Below are 22226 nucleotides of genomic sequence, written 5' to 3' on the forward strand. Positions count from 1 at the left end.
CCGCTACTGCACGACGTCGAGTTTGACCTTGGCAACACCCTTCCCCACCATTCCCAGCGCGTCGGCCGCGGAATAGGAGACGTCGACAATACGGCCCTGAACATAGGGACCGCGGTCATTGACCCGTACCATCACCGACCGACCGCTCGCGAGGTTTGTCACGCGCAACTTGGTGCCGAAGGGCAATGTCGGATGGGCGGCGGTCATTTCGAGCGTGTTGAACTTTTCGCCGCTCGCGGTCTTCGTTCCCTCGGTGTAGAAGCTGGCAATCCCATGCGAGGCCGTCTTGACGCGGCCTGCATCCCTGCGCGACGCGGTGTGCTTTCTGACGGCGGCGACGCGCCGCTTCATCATGGACGATGTCGTTCGATCCTGATCGAGCGACGCCTGTCGGCTGGCGCGAAGTTCGGATTTTTGGGTGACGACCGAGGACTGCGCGCAAGCCGCAAGCAACGCCGCTCCCAGCGTGACAGCAAGCGGCCGCACGAATTTCCCTGCGCGCACGGCCATGATTGATCGCGCCTCAAATTGAGTCCGGCTTGCCCGGACGTCGACGCACGAAGTACTGATGCAGCCAATGGAAGACATGTTGCAATCCCCCGCTCGCGCCCCAGCCCAAGCCGAAAACCAACACGCGGCAATGGCGGGACTGAATCCGGGCGGAAGCGTGGCCGGACCCGATCAGGCACGGCTTCCTCGACGCAATTCGGGTCGGGTGTGGTGATTGGGTCACAGGAATTCGAGGTCAGTCGCGGAATTGCGGCATCGGCTCAGATCAGCTACCCGACCCACTCAGCCGAACGGGAGTGAAAACCATGCAGGTCGCAGTCGTCGGTGCCGGAGCGGTCGGATGCTATTACGGCGGATTGCTGCTCAAGGCCGGCCATGATGTGACGTTCATCGGCCGGCAGCCGCATGTCGATGCCATCAACGCCCATGGCCTGCTGCTGGACACCACGAGTTTCAGGGAGCACCTGCCCGCCCGCGCCGCGACCGACACGAGGGCCCTCGCCGCGCCCGATCTGGTGCTGGTCTGCGTGAAATCGGCCGACACCGAACAGGCCGGCCGCTCGCTCGCCGGACGCCTGCGGCCGGAAACATCCCTGCTCAGCCTGCAGAACGGTGTCGACAATGCACAGCGTCTGTCAGCCGTCGTCGGCCACGCCGTCATTCCCGTCGTCGTCTATGTCGGCAGCGAGATGGCCGGGCCCGGCCATGTCAGGCATCACGGCGGCGGCGATCTCGCCATCGGCCCCTCGGCCGCGAGCACAGCGCTCGCCGAGATGCTTCGGGCCGCCGGCATCGGCGTCACGATCGCCGACGATATCGACCGGACGCTGTGGAGCAAGCTGATCATCAACTGCGCCTTCAACGCACTGTCCGCGGTGGCGGGCATTTCCTACGGGCCGATGCTGCAGGTCGAGGGCACGCGCGATGTCGTCACCAGCGCGGTGCGGGAAGCGATATCCGTCGCCCGCGCCAGCGGCGTCTCGATACCAGACGACTTCATCGACCATATCCTGAACATCCCCACCATGATGCCGAACCAGATGTCGTCCACCGCGCAGGATCTCGCCCGCGGCAAGCCCAGCGAGATCGACTTTCTCAACGGCCATGTGGTGCGCAAGGGCGCCGAGCTCGGCATCGCGACGCCGACCAATCAGGCGCTGCAGGTGATGGTGAAGCTCGCGGAGCGCGGCAAGGAAGGACGTCGGGCGTAAGGCGGATTAGCGTCGGCGTAGTCCACCATTTCTTCGCTCAGCACGTCACGAGGTCGGTGTGGCCGAACCCTTTCGAATAGTCGAGCAAGGAAATCACCGTCGGTGCCAGGCGAAACAGCCGAACCTCGGAAGCTTTCGGCATTGGCAGGCCGATGGCCTTCTGCTCGGGATACCGCGCCATCAGGAGGCCGATGGCCTTCTCGGCCTCGGCCGCCTCGGTCACCACGCGGGCCCGCGCCGCCATGGAAAGGCCGGTGATCTCCATCACCTCTGCTGGATCGTCATCGATCGCGAGCGATACCCGATCGTCCCGCGCGATGTTCGCGGCCTTCTGGCTGTCAGGGCCGCAGAGGAAGTAGATGGCGAAACCTTCGTTGGCATAGCCGACGGTCGTCACCTGTGGCCAGCCGTCCGGCCGCAACGTCGCGATCCGCATCGTACGGTGGGAATCCAGCAGCGATTGGATTTTCTGTCTGATTGCATCGTCCATCGAGCGCCTCCGTATCCGGTTTCCGTGGAAACGATACCCGGCGGCTCGCACGATGATGTTGATGCGCGTCAACCTCGTTGGGCGATACGTCATTCGCGACGGATCGGCGGATGGCGCTCTCACCCACCCATCACATTCCCCCAGCCGTCGAATACATATTCCCGCCACGCCACCGAGCCGTCGGCCCGCGCACGGCTGGAGCGGCGGAAGTCGTCGGCCTCATCGCCGATCCAGGTGACGATCTGGTCGCTCGCGCGGTCGTGCAGGACGGCGGGCTCGGATGGATTGAAGTCCGTCATGGGGTGCATCGTCGGATGTTCCGTCATGCCGTGCCAACGCTTTTGCAGCGGCGAAGGTTGCGCATCCCTCGCAACCTTCTTCCCCGCAAGGGCGTTGTCGCAAATCTCCCAAGGAGGCACGCACCATGCGGAACAAGGCGCCAAACTCGCAAAGCACAAAGAAGCGCTCGAACGCCCAGATGCAGGCGGCCAATTCAATGCTCAATCCAGGCGATGAAGCAGCTCCCGGAACGCCCGGCACCGGCGACGACATCTGCCCCGAATGTCACGGCAAGGGCCGCATCGGCGGCGCGCCCTGCCCGAACTGCGGCGGCAGCGGAACGATCACGCGCGCAATCGGCGGCGCGTGATCGCGCGTATGCAAATCGCAGGGCGGATGAGCGCTAGCGTAATCGCCGGTCTGTTCGCGTGACAACGAATGGCGGATTACCTTGACGCTAATCCGCCCTACCACATCGTGCCGCCTACGCGGTCCGCTTTTCGAGAATCTTGCGGAAATCTGTCGCCAGGCTCGCGTAGTAGCCGGCCAGTCCCTCGTAGAAGGCCTGCTGTGCCTTGTCCGTGGCCTCCTTGGCCTTGGCTTCGCAACTGCCGGCCCTGCTCTCGTATTTCTCTACCTTGGTCTGAAGTTCGGCCACCACCATGATCATTACTCCCCGCCACCGCGCATGTTCACGATGCTATGCCGGCAAAAGTCGAAAAGATGGCCACGTCGGGGAGATTTCGCAGCGTTGCCGTGAGCAAGCGATGGCGGCGCGCACGGCCTATCGCGCCGGCACCGGCGCCGGCGGACGCATCGATGATCGCGACGCGGCCGCCGCCTGTGGCTTCGCCGCGACGCGCTTTCCGCTGTCGATGGATTCAAGATAGGACGACAGCGCCCAGGCGGAGCTGGAACCGCTGACATAGTGTTTTTGCAGGAACAGATAGAGCGAGAGACGAAAGCGGCCCTTGGCGAGCCCGCGCGCGCTCCGATGGCAGGACGCGCAACCTTCGGCAAACAGTTTCGACGCCGGTTTGCCCTGATCGAGATTCTGCGCGACAGCCTCCGGGCCGGAGAGCGCGACCATGGACGCGAGAATGAGCAGAGCGCAGCGCGCTTTGGTTGGCGACATCAATTCTACCCGTGCATGAAGCAAATGGACCAGCTGCCTGCGGCGGCTCGTGAAAGGCGGAAGGTGGCAGACAATTCGCAATCTGCTGTCCAGCCGTGGCGAAAAGTGGGTACGTTTTCGCCAACATTGCGCTTCATTCGGGGCCGCTCTCAATATGGCGGCTTCTTCCGCTCCCGCTGCGCCCGTGCCGCCTCCATCCACCACACGAGATCATCGGCGAAGCGCGGAAACGCGTGTTCGAGCGCCTTGCCGCCCTCGCCCATAGGCTTGCCGTCTTCGCTCAGCGTCTGCGCGATCGGCCCGACCGCGATCGAGCTCGAAATCACCACCATGCCCATTTCCGAAAGCGTGCCGTGCCAGGCGAGTGCGGCGCGTGCGCCGGAGAAGCGGCCGGCCGAATAGCTCGCAATTGCCGCCGGCCTCCAGAACCATTCTTCGAGAAAATGGTCAGTGAGGTTTTTCAGCCCCGGCTGCATGCCCCAATTATATTCGCCGGTGACGAATACAAAACCGTCGGCGGTGCGGATCTTTCCCGCAAGTTCTTCGAGCGCCGCGGGCGCGCCGCCTTTCGGATATTCCTTGTACATCCGGTCCAGCATCGGCAGGCCGATCGCCTTGGCATCGATCAGTTCGACATCATCGCCGCGCGCGCGAAATCCCTCGACGACGAATTGTGTAAGACGAATGCCCATGCGGTCGGAACGATAAGAGCCGTAAAGGACGAGAATGCGGTTGCTCATGAGACCTCAGCCCCTAAGAGATTGGATGATGAAGACACTGGAACCATGCGGGCCTTTCTCATGCAAGGCCAGAGCTGTCCGCGAATGCCGCCGCATCATGAATGTAGCCACCGCCTGAAGAGCAAATAGCCAACAAAGAAGCGGCCTTGCGGCCGCTTTTTTGCTGTTGGTAGTCCGGCTCTACCAATAACCGGGCTCGTGATAATAGGCATATGAATCGACGAACGGCGCGCCGGCGATCGCGGCCGCCGTTCCGACTGCGCCAGCCGCCACGCCGGCAGCCAAGCCAACCGGTCCGCCGACATAGGCAGGGCGGTGATACACGGGCGGGCCGTAATAAACGCGAGGCCCGTAGTAGTAGCTGTAGTCATGGCGGCTCGGCGTGCGCACGCCGTATCCGCCGAGCAGATAGTCGGAGTTCGGGTGGGTGAACCCGATCATGCCGGGCTCCTGGGTCGCCTCCTGCGACATCGCAGGCGTCGCGAGCCCCATCGCAAGGATGGCGGCCGCGCCGAGCAGTGTCAGTTTTGTCATCGCTCATTCTCCATGTGAACATGAAGAGCGAACGGGCGAGGTAGGATGCTGTTCCGGGGACGAATTCACAGCGCCGTGATTAGGACGACGGCCCGCCTGTCGCGGGCAAAGAGAAAAGGCCGGCGGGCGTTACGCCGCCGACCTTCTCTTGCAACTGCCGGCTCGGGAGGTCCGGTTCCGCTGCGATTCCATGCCTAAAGTTTGACCACTACAGTCTTAATAAAATCTTAAGTAGCGGCAGTGAGGTGCATCACAGAGCGCCAGAACCTTGTCCGGCTAGTCTGCAACTAACAATGCAGACGCCTGCAACAGGAGGCCCGACATGACCCAGGTCTATTTCCACTGCTCCAACTCCCGGGAAGTCCGGATCGACCGATCCGGCGAAGCCGTCAGCGACCTTGCGGAAGCGCGCGACCGCGCCGCCTGCATCGTCCGCTCGATGATCATGGGACGCGACGCCGAAGACTGGCGCGACTGGGTCGTGCATGTCAGCGACGATCTCGACGACGAGATCTTCGTTCTGCCCTTCGCCTTCGTGCTTGGCAAGCTGCACTGAGAGGCTGCCATGCTGCTTCGCCGTCTGGGTGCGATCATGACGCGTTGGCACCGCCTGATCGAGTGCGCCTGCGATCCTTACCGTCCCGAGCGGCATTATATGCGCGGTCCCGGTCCAAAGTGGCGCGCCAGGCATCGGCCGGACGCTGCAGGTATTGTCCTCTAACGCGGGACCGACCGCGCGCTTGGCCCGTTCTGCGCCAGGTCCAGAAACCTCCGTATCCCCTTCGCGCTTTCCGCGCCATGGACGAACACCATTCCAAGGTGATCGCCGGCGGTCGACAAAAATGGCAGGCCGTTGTCATCGGCGAACGTCTTTCGCCGGTCGTGCGCGGGGTCGCCCTGCCCCTCCCAGATCATCAATGGGAAACCGGCGTCCAGCACGGCCTTGCCCGCGCCGTCGAGTTGACCGAGCGCCTCGAAGCAGGCCCGAACGCCAGGCTCTGATTCCGTCGTGACCCATCGGGTCAGATGCGGTGCCGTCAGCCGCGCAAACTTCATGAAAGCGCTGAACTGCAGCGGCCCCTGGCTTGTCGGCGGCAGACCGTTCAGGACATCCCAGCCGCCTAGCACCAGCGACGACAACCGCGGCCGATAATATTTCGCGACACCGACGCCCAGCCACGCCCCCATCGAGTGTCCGACCAGATGGGCGCTGGCGCAGCCGATATCGTCGATCACGGCCACGATGCCGCCGGCCCGGTGCTCCTGACGGTAGTGGTCGCTCCCGGAAGGCTTGTCGCTCAACCCATGGCCGAGCGAGTCCACGCATGCAACGCGGTATCCGTCGGTCAGCGCATCGACGAACCCGACCTGCTTCCACGCTCCGGCGTCCATCAGCAGGCCGTGCTGCAGCACGACCAGCGGCCCCTCGCCCTCCACCGTGTAATGAATTCTGTGTCCGCGATGAACGGCAAATGGCATGCAAGTCCCCCTGGGCCCGGCCGCCTGCAGATATGATCTCGGCGCGCGGGTTCCAGCCCCGCGGTAGGAGCCGTGGCGCCCCAACCTCTCCACGCTCTCGCCTTGCTTTGGTCAAACCTCGCTGGCCGTGTGGCGGCTTGGGCAGAGGTTTTCCACGCAACGCAGCACGCTCGCCGCCCCGATCCGGGCGACATTGGACTGAGTAAGGGACCGCCAATGCAATCCACGCCGACGCTGAAAGAGGCTGATCCGCACGACGTTTTTGCGATCGAAACGGTGCTGGCCGCGCACGCCCACAAGGCGCCACCGCTGGCCCACGATCCGGCCGCGCCTTCGGCCGCCCAGCAGGTCCATCCGGTAGCGCCGCAGGTCCATGTTGCGCCGCAAGTCCAAGCCGCGGCCAAGCCGCAAGTCCAAGCCGCGGCCGAGCCGCAGGTTCACGTCGCGCCCGCGATTTCGGTCAGCGCGCCAACCCCGCAGGTCGAACCGACTTTTCGCGCAACCGACATGCGCGATGTTGAGATCGACAACATCAGACCGGGCGAGGAGATCAAACTGGATGGCCTAAGACCCGCCGGCGAGCGGCCAATGGCCAAATGGGTGAAGCGCGCGGTGATGGCGCTGTTGGCCCTCGTCGGCGCCATTGGCGCCGCCGCCTGGCAGCAATATGGCGATCAGGCCAAGGCGATGGCCGTCGAGTGGGCGCCGCCCTTCGTGCTGGCGGCATTGCCCTCGGCGGCCAAGCCCGACATCGCCGAGCAACCGGACGCGCCGGCCGCTCCGGCCGCCGCCACCGATCAGACCGCCGCAACCGATCAGGCCACGGCCGAACCGGCAGCACCGGCTCAACCCGAACCCACTGCTACTGCCGCGGCTGCTCCCTCCGCGGAATCGACCCAGTTGCAATCGATGGCGCAGGATCTCGCCACGATGGGCCAGCAGGTCGAGGAGCTCAAAGCCACCATCGCACAGCTCAAGGCGAGCCAGGCGCAAATGGCGCGTGATCTTGCCAAGTCCGCCGAAGTGAAAGCTTCGGAAGCGCGGGCTGCCGAGGTCCGCCCTGAACAGAATTTTCGCCCGAGAGTAACAGCCGCGCCGCCGCCGCCCCGATCTGCGAATGCGCCTGGCGCGCCTGTCCGGAAGCCGAAGCCGGCTTCCTATCCGCCGGCTCAAGCCGCCTACGTCCCCCCTCCGCCGCCAGCCGCCGCCCCCGCGCCGCTGCCGCCGCAGCAAACGATGGCTGATGACGGCCAGCCGGTGGTCCGCCCGCCGATGCCGCTGCGGTAAGACCGACGAACTGACTCAATCTCCGTTCGCAGGAATAGGCTCATTCGCGCTTATTCCGAAGGAGAAGGAGCGCGTAGCGCCTCGAAGGACGACGGGATGCGTTGAAGTCTATCGACCCTCAGCTCTGATGCGGACCTCGCATCAGCTTCATGGCGTCTTCGATATGACGCCACTCCCTGGCTTCATCGACGTCGCCCTTGCTCTCGCAAGCCTGCGCGTTGTGTGCGGCTTGCGCGATCGCGGTGAGACCGTGCTTCTCCATCATCTGGCGTGCAATCGTATGGATCTGCATTTCAGACATCATGTCGCTCTCCCGGGTTGCACCAGTCCTCGCCGCAGCGTCTCGATTTGTCGCGGCTTGCTCGTGAAAACGGCCGAACCGAAAATCTCGTTCCTCCTGCCGCAGCAGATAATTTTAGGATAAGTCTACGGACCAAGCGGTTCCGTCTGAGGTCGCTGGCCCCCGTAATATCCCGTACGCAATCTCCCCGAATATCAAGCCGATCTTCCGCCTGCTATTTTTTCAGCGTGAATCGCAATGGCGGGAGTCGGACATGGCACAGGTCTATTTCCACTGCTCCAATTCCGAAGGCGCACGCATCGATCAGCGTGGCCTTGCCGTTGGAAATCTGGCCGAGGCGCGCGACCACGCCGCCCGCGTCGTGCAGTCGCTGATCACGGCGCAGGGGCCGGAGGACTGGCGCGACTGGACGCTGCACGCGAGCGACGATCTCGATGTCGAAATCTTCGCCCTGCCGTTTTCGTCCGTGCTCGGCAAGCCGCATTGAGAGGTCGCCATGCCGGCCATGCAACCGCTTCTCCGATATCTGAACCAGGTCGCCGCGCGATGGCTCGAGCTGATCGACATCGCACGCAACCCCTACCGCCCCGAGTTGCACTACATGCGCGGCCCCGGCCCTAAATGGCACGCGAAGCACGCCGCGCCCAATTCGTAGTCTGTTTTGTGGGGTGGGCAAAGCCAACGGGTCGCGCGAATGCGCGCCCGATGACAGGCTCCGCGTACCCACCGAACGCTATCCCTGCTGGTAGATGGCGGGCACGGCGCAAGAGCGCCTTTGCCCACCCTGTAGCCCCTACAAATCCCCCAAGTCCGGCGGCTCGAACCAGTTCGTCAGCGACAGCCCGCCATCGACCACGATCGCGGCGCCCGTGACATAGGCCGATATCCGGTTCGACAGCACCGCCAGCGCCACCGGTGCAAGGTCTTCGGCCTGGCCGAGCCGGCCAAGCGGAATATGCCTTGCGAGCGCGGGATCGGCGACGAAGCCGCCGGCCGCGACCGCGCCCGGCACCAGCGCGTTGACGCGAATGTTGCAGCGGCCAAACGTCTTGGCCAATTCCTTCACCAGCATCGAAAGCCCCGCCTTCGCCGTCGAGTAATGCGGCAGGTTGCGCGGCGTGCCGGCATGCAGCGACGTCAGGAGCAGGAACGAGCCAGGCGCTTTGTCGGCGATCAGCTTTCGCGCCAGTTCGCGGCAGAGATGGAATCCGGCATCAAGGTTCACCGCGTGCATCTGCGCCCAAATCTCCGTGGTGACGCCAAGCACGTGGTCGCTTTCGCGCCGCGGCGGCGAGGCGCTGTGCACGAAATGCGTCACGCGCCCGACGGCAGACGCGGCTTCAGCCAGCAAAGCCTCGCGCGCAACGGGATCGGCGAGATCTCCGACCCAGGGCACCGCCAGTTCCGGCCGCGGCGAAGCCTTGGCTGCGGCCGAGACCGTGTCCCGGTTCACATCGGCAAACACCGTGCGGACGCCCTCGCCCACCAGCGCCTGCGCAATCGCACGGCCAATCCCGTTGCCCGCGCCGGTGACGAGCGCCGCCTCGCGCGCGGGATCGAATGGCATATCCAACAGGCTCATGTTCGCGTCTCCCAGAAATAGGCATACCCAATTCTACAGGCCGACACATCTTGCGCTGTATCAACTCGGCGCACTACGCGCACCGCTAGGTTGCTTCCACCTTATCGGAAACCGTCCTAAGCTCCCTTTCATAACCGGCGGCCTCACCGTCATGCAAACCGGCGTTCGAAAAGTCGCCCACGTCCTGGAACGCCTTGGACTTGCCATGGCCGGCGCCGCGAGCGGGCTGTTTGTGGCAGCTCTGGTCGGGACGAGCCACGCCGCACTCACCAATCAGGCCTTCCTGCTGCTGATGATGACCGGCGGCGCCGTCGGTTTTTACCTGGGAATCGATACGCCGCCCCGGCCCTTCACCGCATCGAACGGCCGGCCCACCGATGAGGCCTGGGTCGGCAAAGTGGACACGCCGGAACTGCTCAGCGCGATCGGGACCTTCCTCGCTGCTCTCTCGGCGTTCGCCAGCGTCGGCGTCATCGTGCTGCGCCAGGATCCGGATTTGGCATGGATATGGATGATCATGGCCGGATGGGTCGTCGGCGTCGCCATGCAGATCATCGCGGGCACAATCGCCCGCCTGCGCCGCTGATCAGGCAGCCCGTTCGGCCTCAGTTCTCTTCCTCCAGCGTCAGCACCAAACCGGTCAGCGCCGCGCCGATGCCGAACATCAACCCGTAGGTCGTCACCAGCATCACCGTGGTCTGAACAGGTGCGTCACTCTTGGCGACGAGATCTCTGACATGGAAGGCATCGATGAGGCCGAGCAGCAGGACCATCGATAGCCCTAGCGCTACGCCCATCAGGAAATGGGTGAGCAGCGCATTGAAGATTGACTTTTCCCGACGCATGGAGGCTGTGCCTCTCGGCATGATGCCAAGCCAACGCACGGCCGAAGAAACTGGTTCCTGCACGGAGGACAGAATTCGTCCTGCGCTGCAGCCCGTCGGGGGCCCGGCGTTTGCAGAACGTTAAGCAAGTGGCGGTACGTCCATCGGCATTCCCAAAAAATTCCACAATCCTTTTTAGGAAGAACACATCGTTTTCGATAAAGGAGAATTTCCCATGCGATTAGGGCAAGCGATCTTCTTCGGTTCGGCAGCCGCGCTCCTCACCTTGGCAGCGCCGACGCTCGCCAGGAACTCCAGCACGAACTCCCATGCGCCGAAGACGAGCGAAGCGCAGGCTTCCGCAGCCTGCCATGCCTATCAGCAGGAAGCCGACGGCACATGGACCCAACTGCCGTGTCATGCCACGGGTTCCAAGACCACGGCCCAGCCCCGCTCCGCCGGAAAGAGTGCGACCGAAGAAACGCAGTGAGTTCGTGGCCTGGATGAGGCAACGGATCGCGAACTGATTTGCCGCGTGCTCAAGCAAAAATTCGACACGCGGCTACGACCAATTGGCACGACGGGCAATCACTTCTGATTTTCAGAAATCGTGTTTCAAGCCCGGGAATCAAAAATATTTCGCTTAACACGAGGGGCAAATCATCGTGCCCAGCCAATCGTCGAAACGCGTCGGCATGATCCGGGCGCCGTTGTCCGGCACCAGCGTGCGCAACGCAAGCGGCGCGCCGAAATACGGCACGTCGGGGCCCGCGACGATGTTGCTGGCGTCGCCCTGCTTGCGGAGCCAGCGGCCGACGAAATCCGCAAGCGGCGCCGCTTCGGGGCCCGCGACCTCGCATATGCCATTGGCGGGCTCGCCAAGCGTCACATCTGCCAGCGCTTCCGCGACTTCGTCGGAAAGCAGCGGCTGCATCAACTGGCTGGAAACATGGACCGCGCCATCCCTGCGCCCGGAATCCGCGATCGCGCCGACGAACTCGAAGAACTGGGTGGCACGCAGAATCGTGTAGGCCAGGGCGGAATTTTCGATCAACCGCTCCTGCGCCAGCTTGGCGCGGAAATACCCGCTGCTCTCGAGCCGGTCGGTACCGACGATCGACAGCGCAATGCAGTGCCGCACACCGGCCTGTTTCGCCGCCGCAATCAGGTTGCGTGTTCCGGTCTCGAAGAAGTGCAGCACCGCCTTGTCCTCGAACGAGGGCGAATTCGAGACGTCGACGACAATGTCGGCGCCGACGAGCGCCGGTTGCAGCCCCTCCCCGGTCACCGCATCAACGCCCCTGCTTGGCGATGCCTGCAGCACCTCGTGACCGCGAGAGGCGAGCAACAGAGCCAGTTTCGAACCGATGAGACCTGTACCGCCGATGATAACGATCTTCATTTCCTCGCTCCTCTGTCTCCAACGCCGCAGTCCCCCCGCGCCATCACCGAGACCAACTGGAACGGGCCAGTGTGACGCGCGCAACCGTAAATTAATTTGCACCACCTATACTGGCGGTCCGCACATCCGTACCAGCGCAAATGGCCTAAAATCCCATGAAAATCGGCACCCTCCTCACCGCTGCCATCGTTTCCCTTTCCGCCGTCGGCGGCGGGCTCGCCGTCTATGTGGCGGTTTCGAAGTACCAAACCATGGACAAGGTCTCGGTCGCACAGAGCCGGCTGGAGGTGGTGCGCGCGGTCGGCGACATCCCGCGCTACATGAATCCCGAGCGCGGCTTTGCCACCAACATCATGTACGGACCTCCTGCCGTGGATCCGAAACTGCTCGCCGAACTCGACAAATATCGCAAGAACACCGATGGGGCGCGCGACAAGATGAACCGGGTCAAGGCAACCCTGGAGGGCGCGATCGAAGACAGTGCTGCCGTCGGGAGCAGCATCGATGCCCTGAATACCCAGTTCGCCGCGCTGCGCGCAACCATCGACAAGGCTCTTACCGGTCCGCCGGAAGCCCGCCGCGATGCTGCCAAGAAAATCGTCTCCGACAACTCCGTCTTCAACAAGGCCGTCACGACGCTGCTCGACGAGCAGGTGCGCAAGATCGCGCTGCTCGACGGCACGGCCTACCGGCAGGCAAGCTACGCAAATATCGCCTGGACGCTACGCGACGTCGGTGGTCTCAACTCCAGCCTGCATAAGAATCTCATCGGTGCCAACCGGGTAGCCACCGAAGCCGAGAAGATGGAGATCAGCCGCTCACAGGGGCGAAACGATCAGATTCTGATGTCGCTGCAGGAACTGCGCGGCAATCCCTCTACGCCGGCCAATGTCGCCGCGGCGCTCGACAAGATGAACGCGGCCTATGTCGATCGCTTCGGCAAAGAGCTGAAGCTCGTCAAGGACGGCGCCATCAGCGGCAAGTATGAACATAATATGGAAACCTACTACGCGGAGACGCAACTCGGTCTCGCGTCCATCATTGCGGTCCGCGACGCCTTCTACGACAACGCCGAGCAGGTGCTCGGTGAGGCCTATTCCGCCGCGCGCTTCAGCTTCCTGATTGCGCTGGCAGGCCTGATCGCGGTTGTCGCCGCCAGCGCTACGCTGATCGTGATGGTGCGCCGCCGCGTCTGCAAGCCGATCGTCGACCTCACCGCAACGATGTCGCGGCTGGCCAGCGGCGATGTATCCGGTGAAATCGCCGGCGCCGCTCGCGGCGACGAGATCGGCGCGATGGCGTCAGCCGTGCGCGTCTTCAAGGACAACATGATCGAGGCGGAACGTCTTGCCGCGGAGAAGGCCGCCGAGAACGACGGCAAGATGCGCCGCGCCCAGGTGCTCGACGAACTCACCCGCGCGTTCGAAGCCAAGGTCACCGAACTCGTCGGCGGACTTTCGGCCGCCTCGTCCGTCATGGAAGACACCGCGCAGTCGATGTCGTCCACGGCGACCGCCACCAACCGCCAGGCGGCGATCGTCGCCGCCGCTTCCGAGCAAACCTCCGCCAACGTACAGACGGTTGCCAGCGCCACCGAAGAATTGACCTCGTCGATCTCCGAGATCGGCCGCCAGGTCGCGCAGTCCACCGAAATCGCCGCCCGCGCGGTCGAGAACGCGCGCCGCACCGGCGAGACCGCCCGCTCGCTCGCGGAGGGCGCGCAGAAGATCGGCGACGTCGTCACGCTGATCCAGAGCATCGCCGCGCAGACCAACCTCTTGGCGCTGAACGCGACCATCGAGGCCGCGCGCGCCGGCGATGCCGGCCGAGGTTTTGCCGTCGTCGCTTCCGAAGTCAAATCGCTGGCCGGGCAGACCGCCAAGGCGACCACCGAAATCTCCGAGCAGATCGCGTCCATACAGGCGGCGAGCGACCAGACCGTGACGGCGATTCAGAACGTCGCTCACGTGATCGCCGAGATCGACCAGATCGGCACCGCGATCGCCGCCGCGATCGAGGAACAGGGCTCGGCGACCAAGGAAATCTCCCGCAGCGTGCAGGAAGCCGCACGCGGCACCCAGGAGGTCAATTCCAACATCACCGGCGTTCAGAAGGCCGCCGACGATACCGGCGCCGCCGCCAACCAGGTGCTCGGCGCGGCCGAGCAATTGTCCTCGCAGTCCAAGGATATCGCCGGACAGGTCAACCGCTTCCTCTCGGAGGTGCGGGCGGCTTGAGGCCGCGCCAGTCAGTCCGCAAAGCCGACATAGCGGACGAAATCCCTGTTCGGCTCGCGGTCGGAGCGGACGGCATTGGCGGGGAAGCTGTCGTCGGGATAGCCCATGGCGACGCAGGTCATGATGACCTCGTCCTCGGGGATGTTGGCGACCTCGCGCACGATGTCCGAGCGCATAATGCCCTGCCCGTTGATGACGCTGCCGAGCCCGCGGTCCCAGGCGGCGAGCACGATGCCGTAGCAGAGCGCGCCGAGATCGAAGTGGCACACCGCGCCGGGATCGAGAATCTTGTCGTAGGTCAGGACCAGCGAGACCGGCGCGTCGAACTGCCGGAAGCCGCGCAGCACCCAGTCCTGCCGCATCGGCTTGTCGTCGCGCGCAATGCCCATCACGGCGAACAGTTTTTTCGCGATATCGACCTGCCGGCCGCGGTGCACGCCCTGGTATTCGCCATGGCTGATGATATCGCGCTTGGGCTTGGCGCCTGCGATCATCTCCTCCATGTTGCGACGGCGCACCTCCTCCAGCGGTTCGCCGGTCAGGACGTGGATATGCCAGGGCTGGGTGTTCATCGACGACGGTGCGCGCTTGGCGACCCCGATGATGTCCTCGATGACGGCTCGGGAAACCGGCTCCTTGGTAAAACCGCGTACGCTCTTGCGGGTCTGAACCAGCGTCTCGAAATCCATCCGTTGCATTTCCATGGGTCAATCAATCCCGTTTGAATCGATAATCGAAGCGGTCGCCGTCAGCCGTGATCAGGCCGACTGTCGGTGCTGGAAAATGGATCGGCAGGATCAGCGTGTCGGTGCCGGCAACGGAGGCGAAGAATTTCCGCCGCGAGACGGCTGATTGCTTCGGGTCCCAGTCTGGCTTGGCCGACCATTCCGGCTCGCGGCACTGGATGACGTGATGCATGAGATCGCCGGCCACCACCGCGCGCTTGCCCTTTGAGAAGATGTTGACGCAGCAATGACAGGGCGAATGCCCCGGCGTCGGCGTCAGCGTAACGGTATCGTCGAGCGCGTAATCGTCGTCAACCAGGACGGCCTCCCCGGCCTCGACGATCGGCAGGCAATTGTCACGGAAGACCGTGCCGGGCGGGTTGGCGCCCCTGGCATGCTCCGCCTCCCAGGCCGCATATTCCCGCTTGTGGAATATGTACTTGGCATTGGGAAACGTCGGCACCCAGCGCCCGTCGCGCAGCGTGGTATTCCAGCCGGTGTGGTCGATGTGCAGATGGGTACAGAACACGTAGTCTACCTGCTCGTAGGAGATGCCGAGCGCGAACAGCTCGTTGCGCCAGCGCTCCTTGCCGGGAAAATCGAATGGCGGCGGATGGCCCTTGTCCTCGCCGGTGCAGGTATCGACCAGAATGGTATAGCGCGGCGTGCGGACCACGAAGGTCTGGTAGGTGATGACCATCAGCCCCAGCGCAGCGTCAAACACCTCGGGCTCCATGCCCGCGAGGTGATGCCTGAACACCGCCTCGTCGTAAGCCGGGAAGAAATCCTGCGGCCGCCGCCACGGCCCCTCGCGCTCGATCACCGCGTCGATGGTGATGTCTCCGATCCTGAGCTGCTTCATCCTCGCTGCGCTCCCCATTTTTTGAAGCACGGTAACGGGCAGCATCAGCACCGACAAGCCGGCACGATGCGCAGCGCCATGCGTTTCGCGCCTCCCGCATCCGCTGCCGCAAATCGACCAGAAATTGTGCCTAGCGATCCGCCTCATCAACGGGGACAAGCCTTGAACAAGAAACTGAAATATGCGGCGGCGGCGATCACCGTGTTTGGCGCAGCCATTTACCTCAACAACACCAATCATCTCGCCGCCCATCAGCAGAGCAAGCCCGTCCTGCTCGCGCATCGCGGCATTGCCCAGCGCTTTGACGAACGCGAGCTGAAGAACGACACCTGCACGGCAGCGCGAATGCTGCCGTCAACGCATCAATATCTGGAGAACACGATCGAATCGATGCGAGCCAGTTTTGCGGCTGGCGCCGATGTCATCGAGCTCGACGTTCACCCGACGACCGACGGCGAATTCGCGGTGTTTCACGACTGGACGGTGGATTGCCGCACCGACGGGCGCGGCGTCACGCGCGAACACTCCATGGCCTATTTGAAGAAGCTCGATATCGGCCATGGCTATACAGCCGATGGTGGCAAGACCTTTCCGTTTCGCGGCAAGGGCATCGGCCTGATGCCGACACTCGCCGAGGTGCTGGCCGCCTTTCCGCAGCAGCGGCTGCTGATCAACGTCAAGAGTCGCGACGCGTCCGAGGGCGAGAAGCTGGCGGCCGTGCTGGACAAGCTTCCCGCCGAACGCCGGGCGCAGATCATGGTCTATGGCGGCGATGAGCCGGTCGAGATCGTGCGCCAGCGCCTTCCGGATGTCCGGACGATCTCACGCGCCACGATCAAGAGCTGCCTGCTCGGCTACATCGGCTACGGTTGGAGCGGCGTGGTGCCGAAGGCCTGCCACCACGCGATGGTGATGCTGCCGATCAACGTCGCCCCATGGCTGTGGGGCTGGCCGGACCGCTTCCTCAGCCGCATGAAGGCGGCCAACAGCGAAGTCTTCGCGCTCGGCCCCTATCAAGGCGGCGAATTCTCGAGCGGAATAGATACGCCTGAACAATTTGCGCAGTTGCCGCAAAACTATTCCGGCGGCATCTGGACCAATGAGATCGAGGCCATCGCGCCGCTGGTAGGCAAATAGTGTTTAGCCGGATTGCGCTTCGCCATCCGGTCTATGGAGGTTAGCTCCGCAATCCCGGCGCCTCGTGGCCGGTGCGCGCGACATATTCGGTGTAACCGCCGCCAAATTGGTGGATGCCTTCCGGCGTCAACTCCAGCACGCGGTTGGAGAGCGCAGCGAGGAAATGCCGGTCGTGGGAGACGAACAGCATGGTCCCCTCGAACTCGGCGAGCGCATTGATCAGCATTTCCTTGGTCGCGAGATCCAGGTGGTTGGTCGGCTCGTCCAGCACCAGGAAATTCGGCGGATCGTAGAGCATTTTTGCCATCACCAGCCGCGCCTTCTCGCCGCCCGAGAGCACGCGGCATTTCTTCTCGACGTCGTCGCCGGAGAAACCAAAGCAGCCCGCGAGCGCGCGCAGCGATCCTTGTCCCGCCTGTGGGAAGGAATCCTCCAGCCACTCGAAAACCGTGCGTTCGCCGTCGAGCAGGTCCATGGCGTGCTGGGCAAAATAGCCCATCTTCACGCTGCCGCCGACCGCCACCGTGCCATCGTCGGGCTCGGCCGAGCCCGCTACCAGCTTCAGCAGCGTCGACTTGCCGGCGCCGTTGACGCCCATCACGCACCACCGCTCCCTGCGGCGGATCATGAAATCGAGGCCCTGATAGATGGTGCGGCTGCCATAGCCCTTGTGGACGTTCTTCAGGCTGACGACATCCTCGCCCGAACGCGGCGCCGGCATGAACTCGAACGCCACCGTCTGCCGCCGCTTTGGCGGCTCGACGCGCTCGATCTTGTCGAGCTTTTTCACCCGGCTCTGCACCTGCGCCGCATGCGAAGCGCGTGCCTTGAAGCGCTCGATGAACTTGATTTCCTTGGCCAGCATCGCCTGCTGGCGCTCGAACTGGGCCTGTTGCTGCTTTTCGTTCAGCGCACGCTGCTGCTCGTAGAATTCATAATTGCCGGAATAGGTGGAGAGCGTGCCGCCGTCGATCTCGACGACCTTGTTGATGATACGGTTGATGAACTCGCGGTCATGCGAAGTCATCAACAGCGCGCCCTCGTATCCCTTCAGGAACTGCTCGAGCCAGATCAGGCTCTCGAGATCGAGATGGTTGCTGGGCTCGTCGAGCAGCATCACGTCAGGCCGCATCAGCAGGATGCGCGCCAATGCGACCCGCATCTTCCAGCCGCCGGAAAGCGCGCCGACGTCGCCTTCCATCATCTCCTGGCTGAATCCCAAGCCCGACAACGCCTCGCGGGCCCGGCCGTCAAGCGCATAGCCGTCGAGCTCCTCGAAGCGGTGCTGCACCTCGCCATAGCGCGCGATGATGTCTTCCATCTCGTCGGCGCGATCCGGATCGGCCATTGCGGCCTCGAGCTCCCTCAACTCGTTCGCCACGACGCTGACGGGCCCCGCGCCGTCCATCACCTCGGCAACGGCGCTGCGGCCTGACATCTCGCCGACGTCCTGGCTGAAATAGCCGATAGTAATGCCTCGATCGAGCGAGACCTGGCCCTCGTCGGGTAGCTCCTGGCCCGAAATCATCCGGAAAAGCGTGGTCTTGCCCGCCCCATTCGGGCCGACGAGGCCGATCTTTTCGCCCTTCTGAAGGGCTGCGGAGGCTTCGATGAAGAGGATTTGGTGGCCGACTTGCTTGCTGACGTTATCGAGACGGATCATTGGGCCCTGAGGGGAAGAAATCGCGGTGGCCGCTGCTTAGGACATCTGGCGTGCTTGTGGAAGCGGTTCCGAAATGTCCCGGCCGCGACAAGCAACGCTACCTGACGGCGTTCTGGATCGTTGCTGCAACTGCATCCCAGGAAACATATCCGCGTGGCCGAACGAACTCGCGTATGAGCGGGTAAAACCTTCAAGTGCTGCGAACCGATCCGTACCGGCATCGTTAGCCCGTCATCTCCAATCGAACCGACGGAGAGTTCCCATGAGCGCAACAGGTCTCGAAGTATTCGACAGAACGCTCCAAATCACCAACACGTGGTTGGATGAAGTGATGGCGACGCTGCCACGCGATCGCAAGCTGGCATGGCATATTCTGGGTTCGGTGTTGCGAACCATCCGTGACCGGGTTCCAGTCAATCTGGCCGCACATCTCGGTGCGCAGCTTCCACTACTGGTGCGCGGCACCTATTACGACCAATGGCGCCCCAGTGAAACACCGAAGGCATGGCGATCGGCAGATGAATTTCTCTCCATCGTCTCTGCTGAACTTAGTTCGCAGAAACCGGTCAATGCCAAAGATGCAGCGCAGGCGGTGTTCCGCGTTCTGAACCACCATATCGATCCCAATCAGGTCGAGAAGGTGCGCCACGCGCTTCCGGAAGACGTTCAGGCGTTGTGGCCCCGCAACAACCAGGTTTCATCGGCGGCCTGATGCGGCATCTGATCGCGGTTCCGAAACCCGAAAAGAACCCTGGTGTTCGCCGGGCGTTGTCTTGCAGCGCAAAGACAATCAACAACTGGAGCCAGCAATGACCAGACCTCCGCCCGTGCCGCAGGACAATCAAAGCCACAAGGGCACCGGCGATCCGAAATCCGGCAACGCCCATGAAGTTCGGAAGGGCCGCGGCCACGTTGAAAATCCCCGTGAGCAGGGTCAGCAGGGCAACACCGCGCAAAACACGACTCATCAGGGCTATCAGCAGGATCGCTAGTCAGGAGCGCGCACCATGTCGACTTCAACCAAGACGCCCGCGAGTATTCGCCAGGGCGGCCCGGGCGCTTCGCACGAGAACGCCAAGGCGCCGCTGCACGCCGAAAAGCCGCCTGCCGACGATCCGCAGCGCCGGCACAGCAAAGTGTCCGGCGGCGGAGGCGAGCATGACAGCCATCACACTCACCACCCGGAACGAAAGGGCGGCGGCACCCATCCGGCATCGAAAGACGCGTCATGAGTACAAAGCACGTCAAACTGAACAGACCGACTAACGTCGATCTTGTTCGCAATCCGCTGATCGGGGGCTCGAAGGGAACATCCATGGCGCAGGTCACGTCCGACGAACTCGACGAATTCGAGGGCGCCAATACCTTCGAGGGCGACATCGAGAATGATACCAATCCACAGGGTGGTATCGACAAGGCAGAAGTCCGCGACAGGCGCCGCGGACCGCCGCAAAACGATCGGGACAGCGGCCCGCGGAGAATGCCGCTGCAAGGGAAGAAGACGCACGAACAGCAATTGCGCATCCTTGAAAGGAAGCCTGATGTCCCCGACGCGCGACAGGTGGAGGAGGAGATCGCGCGCACGCAACAAGCTGGCAGTGCAAAAACCGTCAAGCGCGAAGCGCGCCAATCGGAATTTCCGGTAAGCCGCGGTGGCCTCAACCAGGAAAGCCAGCACAACAAGCACAATCGTCCGGGCCAGCCGGGCCACAAGCCTCAAAAGCCATAGGGATAGAAACATGACACGTGGAGCACACGGAGACGGCAAGCATCACGGGCCTGGCGCGAAGGGTAAAGGCGCCGGGACCGGCGCCATGACCGACGTGCAGGACGACCTGATCGGCGACAACATGGTGCTTTCCAACCGCGACAAGACCGAGCATTCGCGCGATCGTGGCCAGGACAGCAAGTGGTCCCAAACCGAGCAGTTGAAAGACCACGCGGCCAACAAGGGCCGCGGTTAGAATGCCGGCCGAACTTAGAGGTTGATCACGCCGCGTCGCGCGGCGTGCGTTACGGCATCGGTGCGGCCGGTAGCGTCGAGCTTGGCGAGCAACGAAGCCACATGGAATTTGGCGGTGTGCACGGATATTCCAAGCTGTCGCGCAATGGCTTTGTTGGATGCGCCTTCCGCCATCAGAACAAGCACGTCGCGCTCGCGTGGCGTAAGATCAATATCGGACGCGCCGACAGCCGTCGGCGCGTCGCGTGATACGAGCGCTACCGTTGCTGTCTCTCCAGGTGCCGCGAGACGAACCCCGGACACGGCGCCGAGCAGCGACGCGAGCCGGTCCGCCAGCATGGGATCGGCGATCTCGATACTGACGACGATGACCGGTGAGGCCTCCTCGCTCACGCTTCTGGCCTTTCGCCGATCGTGAGCTTGACCTGCAGCGGTTGGCCGGCGCGCCGAATTGTGATGTCGACGACCGATCCGATACTGTCGGGCCCGAGCGATCGTATCAGCGAGCGCATGGCGGGCAGCTTCTCATTGTTCCAGCCGATGATCACGTCGCCCTGCAAGATGCCGGCGGCGGCAGAGGGACCCGACTTGTCGACACTCATCACCATCGCACCGACGCCATCTTCAAGCTTGACCGGCTGCAATCCAACCCCGAGATAGCCCCGCGCGATCCGGCCGTGGGTCTCAAGCCTTCCCGCAATCCGGTCGATCGTCGCGCCGGGAATGACGAGAATGCGTCGCACCCCCTGGACAGCCATACCAATCGCTTCCCCGGAGGCATTGACGGCAAGTCCCCCCTCGTGGCTGCTGCGCAGCCGCACGTCGAGCTCGATCCTGGCATCGATCTCGCCGCCACGAAGGCTGCGCCAGGGGCCCCCGACCAGCGAGATGACACCGAGCGCCGCAGCAGGAATGCCATGCTCGGCGGCGACCACGACCATCAGCGAGCCCAGATCCGGAACAACAGGCGAGAGCGCGACGGAGGCCGTGTTACCGCCATCACTCCCGGTATCGAGCCGCAGCAGCGCGATGTCGGTGGTGTGATCGCGTCCCGCGATCTTGGCCGGCTGCGCCGTTCCGTCGGCAAATTTGACTGAGACTTCGCCTTCGTCGGCCAGCGCTTCATCAGCCGTCACGATCAGGCCGGGTTTCCAGATGAAGCCCGAGGCCCGCGAGCGGTGCGAATGCACCGAGACGATCGCAGACCTTGTCCGGGCGACGACATCGGCAAGGGCGGAGGATAACGACGGAAGGATAGCTGCGGTCGGGTCGGCCATGACAGAACTCCTGGATCGGTTGAATCCAATCTGGGAGTTCAGGTTGAGTTCGGGAACTAGCCTGATGGGCAGGCCGCGGGAGTTTTTCGCCTCGAACGCGGGGCGTTCCCGCTTCGCGCTACGCCGTATGTCCGGGATCGATGTACTTTGGCGTCTTCTTCTCCCGTTGCGGCGTCATCCTGGCGGGATCGGGAGCGCCGGGCACGCCGCGCGGTCCGAGCTGTTCTCGCTGAATATCGTCTTCCGACTTCTCGGGCTCGACGCCATTGGGCTCGCGAATTCGGGTCATGGGATACTCCAGGCACGCCGCCGTTAAGTAGTCGGCGGACACTCTTGAGCATGCGCTGACGGAACGTTCTTCTTCGAACATCAGCTCAGGCTGTTAATGCCTCACGCAGAGCACCTGTTCCTGTTCGAGGCAATACGCGCTTCAGAATTGCAGCATCTCTTGCGCGCTATCTGGCGCACGCCGTGGAACCAGCATGGCAGCCTGTTCCGGCGTCACAGCTTCCGACTGTCGCGTCAATCAATCCTCGGGCGCCTGCTGGAAGTTCTCTAAGAGCCTCTCTAAGAACCATTCCATTGGAG

At 63.4% G+C, this 22226-nt stretch carries 33 protein-coding genes; 15 read left to right on the top strand and 18 right to left on the bottom strand.

Annotated features, from left to right (window positions below; genetic code table 11):
- Positions 1 to 3: 3 nt before the first annotated feature.
- Positions 4 to 510, bottom strand: a complete 507-nt coding sequence (locus LMTR13_RS21895; protein ID WP_065729634.1) for a septal ring lytic transglycosylase RlpA family protein — start codon at positions 508 to 510, stop codon at positions 4 to 6.
- A 305-nt stretch (positions 511 to 815) separates the two neighbouring features.
- Here LMTR13_RS21895 and LMTR13_RS21900 point away from each other — a divergent pair, with 305 nt between their 5' ends.
- Entirely contained in the window at positions 816 to 1721 is a 906-nt protein-coding gene (locus LMTR13_RS21900) for a ketopantoate reductase family protein (protein ID WP_065729635.1), read from the top strand.
- Positions 1722 to 1758: 37 nt separating this feature from the next.
- Here the strand turns inward: LMTR13_RS21900 and LMTR13_RS21905 are convergent, their stop codons facing one another.
- The gene (locus tag LMTR13_RS21905) at positions 1759 to 2211 is read right to left on the bottom strand and encodes a pyridoxamine 5'-phosphate oxidase family protein (protein ID WP_065729636.1); all 453 of its coding nucleotides are present in this window, start codon (positions 2209 to 2211) and stop codon (positions 1759 to 1761) included.
- Positions 2212 to 2330: 119 nt separating this feature from the next.
- Positions 2331 to 2510 carry a hypothetical protein gene (locus LMTR13_RS21910; protein ID WP_236843048.1) on the bottom strand — a complete coding sequence of 60 codons (180 nt, stop codon included), beginning with the start codon at positions 2508 to 2510 and terminating at the stop codon, positions 2331 to 2333.
- A gap of 125 nt (positions 2511 to 2635) precedes the next feature.
- Here LMTR13_RS21910 and LMTR13_RS21915 point away from each other — a divergent pair, with 125 nt between their 5' ends.
- The gene (locus tag LMTR13_RS21915) at positions 2636 to 2860 is read left to right on the top strand and encodes a hypothetical protein (RefSeq protein ID WP_065729637.1); all 225 of its coding nucleotides are present in this window, start codon (positions 2636 to 2638) and stop codon (positions 2858 to 2860) included.
- A gap of 114 nt (positions 2861 to 2974) precedes the next feature.
- On the opposite strand, the gene LMTR13_RS21920 is transcribed toward LMTR13_RS21915, so the two are convergent.
- The 4 genes from LMTR13_RS21920 to LMTR13_RS21935 form a co-directional block, all read right to left on the bottom strand.
- Complete coding sequence (locus LMTR13_RS21920) at positions 2975 to 3154, bottom strand: hypothetical protein (RefSeq protein ID WP_156795719.1); 180 nt, start codon at positions 3152 to 3154, stop codon at positions 2975 to 2977.
- Positions 3155 to 3274: 120 nt separating this feature from the next.
- Positions 3275 to 3625 (bottom strand): hypothetical protein, encoded by a 351-nt coding sequence (locus LMTR13_RS21925; protein WP_065729639.1) that lies wholly within the window; start codon positions 3623 to 3625, stop codon positions 3275 to 3277.
- Between the two features lie 149 nt (positions 3626 to 3774).
- Positions 3775 to 4365 carry an NADPH-dependent FMN reductase gene (locus LMTR13_RS21930; RefSeq protein WP_065729640.1) on the bottom strand — a complete coding sequence of 197 codons (591 nt, stop codon included), beginning with the start codon at positions 4363 to 4365 and terminating at the stop codon, positions 3775 to 3777.
- A gap of 180 nt (positions 4366 to 4545) precedes the next feature.
- Positions 4546 to 4899, bottom strand: a complete 354-nt coding sequence (locus LMTR13_RS21935) for a hypothetical protein (protein ID WP_065729641.1) — start codon at positions 4897 to 4899, stop codon at positions 4546 to 4548.
- Positions 4900 to 5221: 322 nt separating this feature from the next.
- Between LMTR13_RS21935 and LMTR13_RS21940 the strand changes: the two genes are divergently transcribed.
- Positions 5222 to 5455 (top strand): DUF6894 family protein, encoded by a 234-nt coding sequence (locus LMTR13_RS21940; protein WP_065729642.1) that lies wholly within the window; start codon positions 5222 to 5224, stop codon positions 5453 to 5455.
- A gap of 161 nt (positions 5456 to 5616) precedes the next feature.
- Here the strand turns inward: LMTR13_RS21940 and LMTR13_RS21945 are convergent, their stop codons facing one another.
- Complete coding sequence (locus LMTR13_RS21945; RefSeq protein WP_065729643.1) at positions 5617 to 6378, bottom strand: alpha/beta fold hydrolase; 762 nt, start codon at positions 6376 to 6378, stop codon at positions 5617 to 5619.
- A gap of 216 nt (positions 6379 to 6594) precedes the next feature.
- Between LMTR13_RS21945 and LMTR13_RS21950 the strand changes: the two genes are divergently transcribed.
- Entirely contained in the window at positions 6595 to 7665 is a 1071-nt protein-coding gene (locus LMTR13_RS21950) for a hypothetical protein (RefSeq protein ID WP_065729644.1), read from the top strand.
- A gap of 118 nt (positions 7666 to 7783) precedes the next feature.
- On the opposite strand, the gene LMTR13_RS21955 is transcribed toward LMTR13_RS21950, so the two are convergent.
- Positions 7784 to 7969, bottom strand: a complete 186-nt coding sequence (locus tag LMTR13_RS21955) for a hypothetical protein (protein WP_065729645.1) — start codon at positions 7967 to 7969, stop codon at positions 7784 to 7786.
- Positions 7970 to 8219: 250 nt separating this feature from the next.
- Here LMTR13_RS21955 and LMTR13_RS21960 point away from each other — a divergent pair, with 250 nt between their 5' ends.
- Positions 8220 to 8453 carry a DUF6894 family protein gene (locus tag LMTR13_RS21960; RefSeq protein ID WP_065729646.1) on the top strand — a complete coding sequence of 78 codons (234 nt, stop codon included), beginning with the start codon at positions 8220 to 8222 and terminating at the stop codon, positions 8451 to 8453.
- 9 nt (positions 8454 to 8462) lie between these two features.
- On the top strand, positions 8463 to 8621 hold the full coding sequence (locus tag LMTR13_RS41775; protein ID WP_197520882.1) for a hypothetical protein: 159 nt from the start codon (positions 8463 to 8465) through the stop codon (positions 8619 to 8621).
- Between the two features lie 138 nt (positions 8622 to 8759).
- On the opposite strand, the gene LMTR13_RS21965 is transcribed toward LMTR13_RS41775, so the two are convergent.
- On the bottom strand, positions 8760 to 9548 hold the full coding sequence (locus LMTR13_RS21965; RefSeq protein ID WP_065729647.1) for an SDR family NAD(P)-dependent oxidoreductase: 789 nt from the start codon (positions 9546 to 9548) through the stop codon (positions 8760 to 8762).
- Positions 9549 to 9699: 151 nt separating this feature from the next.
- Here LMTR13_RS21965 and LMTR13_RS21970 point away from each other — a divergent pair, with 151 nt between their 5' ends.
- Positions 9700 to 10134, top strand: a complete 435-nt coding sequence (locus LMTR13_RS21970; RefSeq protein WP_065729648.1) for a hypothetical protein — start codon at positions 9700 to 9702, stop codon at positions 10132 to 10134.
- Between the two features lie 19 nt (positions 10135 to 10153).
- Here the strand turns inward: LMTR13_RS21970 and LMTR13_RS21975 are convergent, their stop codons facing one another.
- Positions 10154 to 10393, bottom strand: a complete 240-nt coding sequence (locus LMTR13_RS21975) for a hypothetical protein (protein WP_083219130.1) — start codon at positions 10391 to 10393, stop codon at positions 10154 to 10156.
- A 214-nt stretch (positions 10394 to 10607) separates the two neighbouring features.
- On the opposite strand from LMTR13_RS21975, the gene LMTR13_RS21980 reads away from it, so the two are divergent.
- Positions 10608 to 10862 (top strand): hypothetical protein, encoded by a 255-nt coding sequence (locus LMTR13_RS21980; protein WP_065729649.1) that lies wholly within the window; start codon positions 10608 to 10610, stop codon positions 10860 to 10862.
- A gap of 153 nt (positions 10863 to 11015) precedes the next feature.
- Here LMTR13_RS21980 and LMTR13_RS21985 read toward each other — a convergent pair whose 3' ends face one another.
- Complete coding sequence (locus LMTR13_RS21985) at positions 11016 to 11774, bottom strand: SDR family oxidoreductase (RefSeq protein ID WP_065729650.1); 759 nt, start codon at positions 11772 to 11774, stop codon at positions 11016 to 11018.
- Between the two features lie 155 nt (positions 11775 to 11929).
- Here LMTR13_RS21985 and LMTR13_RS21990 point away from each other — a divergent pair, with 155 nt between their 5' ends.
- Positions 11930 to 14011, top strand: coding sequence for a methyl-accepting chemotaxis protein (locus LMTR13_RS21990; protein WP_065729651.1), 2082 nt, complete (start codon positions 11930 to 11932; stop codon positions 14009 to 14011).
- Between the two features lie 11 nt (positions 14012 to 14022).
- Here LMTR13_RS21990 and LMTR13_RS21995 read toward each other — a convergent pair whose 3' ends face one another.
- Together LMTR13_RS21995 and LMTR13_RS22000 are read right to left on the bottom strand one after the other, a co-directional pair.
- A complete protein-coding gene (locus LMTR13_RS21995) occupies positions 14023 to 14700 on the bottom strand; it encodes a nitroreductase (protein ID WP_065732881.1) in 678 nt (225 codons plus the stop codon).
- A gap of 22 nt (positions 14701 to 14722) precedes the next feature.
- Positions 14723 to 15598, bottom strand: coding sequence for an MBL fold metallo-hydrolase (locus LMTR13_RS22000; RefSeq protein ID WP_065732882.1), 876 nt, complete (start codon positions 15596 to 15598; stop codon positions 14723 to 14725).
- Between the two features lie 162 nt (positions 15599 to 15760).
- Between LMTR13_RS22000 and LMTR13_RS22005 the strand changes: the two genes are divergently transcribed.
- Positions 15761 to 16735, top strand: coding sequence for a glycerophosphodiester phosphodiesterase family protein (locus tag LMTR13_RS22005; protein ID WP_065729652.1), 975 nt, complete (start codon positions 15761 to 15763; stop codon positions 16733 to 16735).
- A gap of 40 nt (positions 16736 to 16775) precedes the next feature.
- Here the strand turns inward: LMTR13_RS22005 and LMTR13_RS22010 are convergent, their stop codons facing one another.
- Positions 16776 to 18398, bottom strand: coding sequence for an ABC-F family ATP-binding cassette domain-containing protein (locus LMTR13_RS22010; RefSeq protein WP_065729653.1), 1623 nt, complete (start codon positions 18396 to 18398; stop codon positions 16776 to 16778).
- Positions 18399 to 18660: 262 nt separating this feature from the next.
- On the opposite strand from LMTR13_RS22010, the gene LMTR13_RS22015 reads away from it, so the two are divergent.
- The 5 genes from LMTR13_RS22015 (at position 18661) to LMTR13_RS22040 (ending at position 20362) form a co-directional block, all read left to right on the top strand.
- Positions 18661 to 19110: a DUF2267 domain-containing protein gene (locus LMTR13_RS22015; protein WP_065729654.1), complete on the top strand. Its 450-nt coding sequence runs from the start codon at positions 18661 to 18663 to the stop codon at positions 19108 to 19110.
- Positions 19111 to 19207: 97 nt separating this feature from the next.
- Positions 19208 to 19390, top strand: coding sequence for a hypothetical protein (locus tag LMTR13_RS22020; protein ID WP_065729655.1), 183 nt, complete (start codon positions 19208 to 19210; stop codon positions 19388 to 19390).
- 15 nt (positions 19391 to 19405) lie between these two features.
- Complete coding sequence (locus LMTR13_RS22025; RefSeq protein ID WP_065729656.1) at positions 19406 to 19630, top strand: hypothetical protein; 225 nt, start codon at positions 19406 to 19408, stop codon at positions 19628 to 19630.
- An 83-nt stretch (positions 19631 to 19713) separates the two neighbouring features.
- Positions 19714 to 20127, top strand: coding sequence for a hypothetical protein (locus tag LMTR13_RS42630; RefSeq protein WP_236843049.1), 414 nt, complete (start codon positions 19714 to 19716; stop codon positions 20125 to 20127).
- A 10-nt stretch (positions 20128 to 20137) separates the two neighbouring features.
- Positions 20138 to 20362, top strand: coding sequence for a hypothetical protein (locus LMTR13_RS22040; protein ID WP_065729657.1), 225 nt, complete (start codon positions 20138 to 20140; stop codon positions 20360 to 20362).
- A 14-nt stretch (positions 20363 to 20376) separates the two neighbouring features.
- On the opposite strand, the gene LMTR13_RS22045 is transcribed toward LMTR13_RS22040, so the two are convergent.
- The 3 genes from LMTR13_RS22045 to LMTR13_RS41790 form a co-directional block, all read right to left on the bottom strand.
- On the bottom strand, positions 20377 to 20754 hold the full coding sequence (locus tag LMTR13_RS22045; RefSeq protein ID WP_065729658.1) for a response regulator transcription factor: 378 nt from the start codon (positions 20752 to 20754) through the stop codon (positions 20377 to 20379).
- Positions 20751 to 21638 carry a S1C family serine protease gene (locus LMTR13_RS22050; protein ID WP_065729659.1) on the bottom strand — a complete coding sequence of 296 codons (888 nt, stop codon included), beginning with the start codon at positions 21636 to 21638 and terminating at the stop codon, positions 20751 to 20753. The genes LMTR13_RS22045 and LMTR13_RS22050 overlap by 4 nt, the downstream gene beginning before the upstream one ends.
- Positions 21639 to 21756: 118 nt before the next feature.
- Positions 21757 to 21927 (bottom strand): hypothetical protein, encoded by a 171-nt coding sequence (locus LMTR13_RS41790; RefSeq protein WP_197520883.1) that lies wholly within the window; start codon positions 21925 to 21927, stop codon positions 21757 to 21759.
- Between the last annotated feature and the right edge of the window lie 299 nt (positions 21928 to 22226).

Source organism: Bradyrhizobium icense (assembly GCF_001693385.1).
Classification (GTDB): Bacteria; Pseudomonadota; Alphaproteobacteria; order Rhizobiales; family Xanthobacteraceae; genus Bradyrhizobium; species Bradyrhizobium icense.

Bases quoted from the DNA above. Each gene is read 5' to 3' on its own strand.
- LMTR13_RS21905 (WP_065729636.1), bottom strand. From the start codon at position 2,211: ATGGACGATGCAATCAGACAGAAAATCCAATCGCTGCTGGATTCCCAC.
- LMTR13_RS21950 (WP_065729644.1), top strand. From the start codon at position 6,595: ATGCAATCCACGCCGACGCTGAAAGAGGCTGATCCGCACGACGTTTTT.
- LMTR13_RS21925 (WP_065729639.1), bottom strand. From the start codon at position 3,625: ATGTCGCCAACCAAAGCGCGCTGCGCTCTGCTCATTCTCGCGTCCATG.
- LMTR13_RS22020 (WP_065729655.1), top strand. From the start codon at position 19,208: ATGACCAGACCTCCGCCCGTGCCGCAGGACAATCAAAGCCACAAGGGC.
- LMTR13_RS21985 (WP_065729650.1), bottom strand. From the start codon at position 11,774: ATGAAGATCGTTATCATCGGCGGTACAGGTCTCATCGGTTCGAAACTG.
- LMTR13_RS21995 (WP_065732881.1), bottom strand. From the start codon at position 14,700: ATGGATTTCGAGACGCTGGTTCAGACCCGCAAGAGCGTACGCGGTTTT.
- LMTR13_RS21990 (WP_065729651.1), top strand. From the start codon at position 11,930: ATGAAAATCGGCACCCTCCTCACCGCTGCCATCGTTTCCCTTTCCGCC.
- LMTR13_RS42630 (WP_236843049.1), top strand. From the start codon at position 19,714: ATGGCGCAGGTCACGTCCGACGAACTCGACGAATTCGAGGGCGCCAAT.
- LMTR13_RS21960 (WP_065729646.1), top strand. From the start codon at position 8,220: ATGGCACAGGTCTATTTCCACTGCTCCAATTCCGAAGGCGCACGCATC.
- LMTR13_RS21910 (WP_236843048.1), bottom strand. From the start codon at position 2,510: ATGACGGACTTCAATCCATCCGAGCCCGCCGTCCTGCACGACCGCGCG.
- LMTR13_RS21900 (WP_065729635.1), top strand. From the start codon at position 816: ATGCAGGTCGCAGTCGTCGGTGCCGGAGCGGTCGGATGCTATTACGGC.
- LMTR13_RS21895 (WP_065729634.1), bottom strand. From the start codon at position 510: ATGGCCGTGCGCGCAGGGAAATTCGTGCGGCCGCTTGCTGTCACGCTG.
- LMTR13_RS21915 (WP_065729637.1), top strand. From the start codon at position 2,636: ATGCGGAACAAGGCGCCAAACTCGCAAAGCACAAAGAAGCGCTCGAAC.
- LMTR13_RS21970 (WP_065729648.1), top strand. From the start codon at position 9,700: ATGCAAACCGGCGTTCGAAAAGTCGCCCACGTCCTGGAACGCCTTGGA.
- LMTR13_RS21935 (WP_065729641.1), bottom strand. From the start codon at position 4,899: ATGACAAAACTGACACTGCTCGGCGCGGCCGCCATCCTTGCGATGGGG.
- LMTR13_RS21945 (WP_065729643.1), bottom strand. From the start codon at position 6,378: ATGCCATTTGCCGTTCATCGCGGACACAGAATTCATTACACGGTGGAG.
- LMTR13_RS41790 (WP_197520883.1), bottom strand. From the start codon at position 21,927: ATGACCCGAATTCGCGAGCCCAATGGCGTCGAGCCCGAGAAGTCGGAA.
- LMTR13_RS21940 (WP_065729642.1), top strand. From the start codon at position 5,222: ATGACCCAGGTCTATTTCCACTGCTCCAACTCCCGGGAAGTCCGGATC.
- LMTR13_RS22010 (WP_065729653.1), bottom strand. From the start codon at position 18,398: ATGATCCGTCTCGATAACGTCAGCAAGCAAGTCGGCCACCAAATCCTC.
- LMTR13_RS22040 (WP_065729657.1), top strand. From the start codon at position 20,138: ATGACACGTGGAGCACACGGAGACGGCAAGCATCACGGGCCTGGCGCG.
- LMTR13_RS21930 (WP_065729640.1), bottom strand. From the start codon at position 4,365: ATGAGCAACCGCATTCTCGTCCTTTACGGCTCTTATCGTTCCGACCGC.
- LMTR13_RS41775 (WP_197520882.1), top strand. From the start codon at position 8,463: ATGCCGGCCATGCAACCGCTTCTCCGATATCTGAACCAGGTCGCCGCG.
- LMTR13_RS21920 (WP_156795719.1), bottom strand. From the start codon at position 3,154: ATGGTGGTGGCCGAACTTCAGACCAAGGTAGAGAAATACGAGAGCAGG.
- LMTR13_RS22050 (WP_065729659.1), bottom strand. From the start codon at position 21,638: ATGGCCGACCCGACCGCAGCTATCCTTCCGTCGTTATCCTCCGCCCTT.
- LMTR13_RS21980 (WP_065729649.1), top strand. From the start codon at position 10,608: ATGCGATTAGGGCAAGCGATCTTCTTCGGTTCGGCAGCCGCGCTCCTC.
- LMTR13_RS21955 (WP_065729645.1), bottom strand. From the start codon at position 7,969: ATGATGTCTGAAATGCAGATCCATACGATTGCACGCCAGATGATGGAG.
- LMTR13_RS22015 (WP_065729654.1), top strand. From the start codon at position 18,661: ATGAGCGCAACAGGTCTCGAAGTATTCGACAGAACGCTCCAAATCACC.
- LMTR13_RS21965 (WP_065729647.1), bottom strand. From the start codon at position 9,548: ATGAGCCTGTTGGATATGCCATTCGATCCCGCGCGCGAGGCGGCGCTC.
- LMTR13_RS21975 (WP_083219130.1), bottom strand. From the start codon at position 10,393: ATGCGTCGGGAAAAGTCAATCTTCAATGCGCTGCTCACCCATTTCCTG.
- LMTR13_RS22025 (WP_065729656.1), top strand. From the start codon at position 19,406: ATGTCGACTTCAACCAAGACGCCCGCGAGTATTCGCCAGGGCGGCCCG.
- LMTR13_RS22000 (WP_065732882.1), bottom strand. From the start codon at position 15,598: ATGAAGCAGCTCAGGATCGGAGACATCACCATCGACGCGGTGATCGAG.